At 75.6% G+C, this 2,507-nt stretch carries 2 protein-coding genes and 1 pseudogene; all 3 read left to right on the forward strand.

Annotation, left to right across the window (positions count from 1 at the left end; translation table 11 throughout):
- Positions 1–79 precede the first annotated feature (79 nt).
- On the forward strand, positions 80–1,138 hold the full coding sequence (locus CA983_RS42665; protein WP_086605993.1) for an SCO3242 family prenyltransferase: 1,059 nt from the start codon (positions 80–82) through the stop codon (positions 1,136–1,138).
- Positions 1,135–2,130: a sugar phosphate isomerase/epimerase family protein gene (locus tag CA983_RS42670; RefSeq protein WP_086605994.1), complete on the forward strand. Its 996-nt coding sequence runs from the start codon at positions 1,135–1,137 to the stop codon at positions 2,128–2,130. The genes CA983_RS42665 and CA983_RS42670 overlap by 4 nt, the downstream gene beginning before the upstream one ends.
- Positions 2,127–2,507, forward strand: a pseudogene (locus CA983_RS42675) (hypothetical protein); the annotation flags it as partial. The gene CA983_RS42670 and the pseudogene CA983_RS42675, both read left to right, overlap by 4 nt.

The raw sequence follows: 2,507 nt of genomic DNA on the forward strand, positions 1-2,507 counted from the left end.
GCACGAGTCTCCGGCAGAACGCCGGAGGGGCCCGCGAACTCGGTCCGGAGGAGCGCACCAAGGGGATGGGGGACCTCCGGTGAAGCGGCGCGAGCATCCTTGTCGAGGCTCAGGCAGCACGGGTGACACCTCCCATGAAGGGGACGTCGGCGGCACGGCACCCACCCCGCCCCGCGGCTGCGCCGGCCGCTCGGCACGTGGACGAGCCTGGGCCGAACTTCTCCGCCTCCCGGCCCTGTTCAGCGTGCCCGGCGACGCACTCGCCGGCACCGCCGCGGCCGGCGCACCGCCCAACGCCCGCACCCTGCTCGCCATCGGCTCCTCCCTCTGCCTGTACGAGGCCGGCATGGCCCTCAACGACTGGGCGGACCGCGAGGTGGACGCCGTCGAACGCCCCCACCGCCCCCTGCCCTCCGGCCGCAGCCGGCCCGCCGCCGCGCTCACGGCGGCCTGTGTCCTCACCGGAGCCGGACTGGCCCTGGCCGCCCGCGCCGGCCGCCCGGCCCTGGCCGTCGCCGCGCCCCTGGCGGCGACCGTCTGGGCGTACGACCTCACCCTGAAGCACACACCGGCCGGGCCCGTGGCCATGGGCGCGGCCCGCGGACTGGACCTGCTCCTGGGAGCCGCGGCGGGCACCGGCCGTATCCGCCGGGCACTGCCCTCCGCCGCCCTCCTCGGCACCCACACCCTGGCCGTCACGACGGTCTCCCGCCAGGAGGCCCGGGGCGGCTCACCCCTGGCTCCCCTGGCGGCACTCGCGACGACGGCCCTGCTGACCCGCCTGGTGACGCACAGCCTCGCGAGTCTTCCGGAAGGCCGCCGGGAAGCAGCCGCCCAGGTCCTGCCGGGCCCCCGGTCCGCCCGTCCAGGACGACCTGAGCCGGTTCGACGGCCTGCGGCACACCTGACGACCGTCCTCGCGGCCGCCTACGCCGCTACCACCGCCCGCCCCTACTTCCACGCCGCCCTCAATCCCTCACCTCCCCTCACCCAACGAGCAGTCGGCGCCGGCATCCGCGCCACGATCCCCCTCCAGGCCACCCTGACCGCCCGCTCCCGGGGCACGGCCACCGCCCTCCTCATCGCGGCCCTCGCCCCACTCGGAGCGAGGTTCGGGAAGAAGGTGAGCGTCACATGAGCTCCGATGCCCGAGCCTCCGGCAGCCGAGCCACGACGGCTGAGCCGGCCCCCGCTTCCCTCCGCTTCGGCTACGGCACCAACGGTCTCGCCGACCTCCGGCTCGACGACGCGCTCTCCCTTCTCGCCGACCTCGGATACGACGGCGTCGGACTGACCCTCGACCACATGCACCTGGACCCGCTCGCCCCCGACCTCGCCGCCCGCACCCGCCGGGTCGGCCATCGGCTGGACGCGCTCGGACTGGGTGTCACCGTGGAGACGGGCGCCCGTTATGTGCTCGATCCGCGCCGCAAACACGGCCCGTCCCTGCTGGACCCCGACCCCGGTGACCGGGCCCGGCGTGTCGACCTCCTCCTCCGGGCCGTACGGGTCGCGGCCGACCTCGGCGCCCACGCGGTTCACTGCTTCAGCGGGATCGTCCCGGACGGCACCGACACGGACACCGCGTGGAAGCGCCTCGCCGAGACCCTCACGCCCGTCCTGGACGCCGCCGCGTCCGCCGGCGTTCCGCTCGCCGTCGAGCCCGAACCGGGTCACCTCCTCGCCACCCTGGCCGACTTCCACCACCTCCGCCGCACCCTCGGTGATCCCGAACCTCTCGGCCTCACCCTCGACATCGGCCACTGTCAGTGCCTCGAACCCCTCCCTCCCGCCGACTGCGTGCGCGCCGCCGCCCCCTGGCTGCGTCACGTCCAGATCGAGGACATGCGACGCGGCGTCCACGAGCACCTCCCCTTCGGGGACGGGGAGATCGACTTCCCACCGGTCCTGGCGGCCCTCGCCGCCACCGGCTACCAGGGCCTGACCGTCGTCGAACTGCCTCGCCACTCCCACGCCGGCCCCCACTACGCCGAACACTCCCTCCCGTTCCTCCGCCACGCCGAGCAGACTGCGGCCACCGTCCCGCCGCGCCCTGCTCCGGCCCTCCAGCAGGCCGCGCCACCCCACGGCGCTCCCTCCACCACCCCTGAAGGGAGCAGCAACCCATGACCCACCCCCGCACCACACCAGCGGCGAGAACCGACGGCCCCGAGGACGACGCCCCAGCCCACGGGGACACCGCCGCGCGGGACGCCCAGGCCCCGGACGCCGCCGCGGCACGGGACGCCCAGGGCCYGGAGGCCGCCGCGGTACGGGACGCCCAGGGCCCGGAGGCCGCTGCGACACGGGACGTTCCAGCCCACGGGGACACCGCCGCGCGGGACGCCCAGGGCCCGGAGGCCGCCGCGGTACGGGACGCCCAGGGCCCGGAGGCCGCTGCGACACGGGACGCCCAAGCTCCCGAGGACACCGATCCCCTGGCTACGACGGAAACCCACAGCACCGACAGCACCACTGGGACCCACAGCACCCAATGCACCCAACCC

The sequence above is a fragment of the Streptomyces swartbergensis genome, from assembly GCF_002148965.1.
Classification (GTDB): domain Bacteria; phylum Actinomycetota; class Actinomycetes; order Streptomycetales; family Streptomycetaceae; genus Streptomyces; species Streptomyces swartbergensis.

Excerpts from the sequence above, each read along its gene's own strand:
- CA983_RS42670 (WP_086605994.1), top strand. The coding sequence starts at position 1,135 with ATGAGCTCCGATGCCCGAGCCTCCGGCAGCCGAGCCACGACGGCTGAG.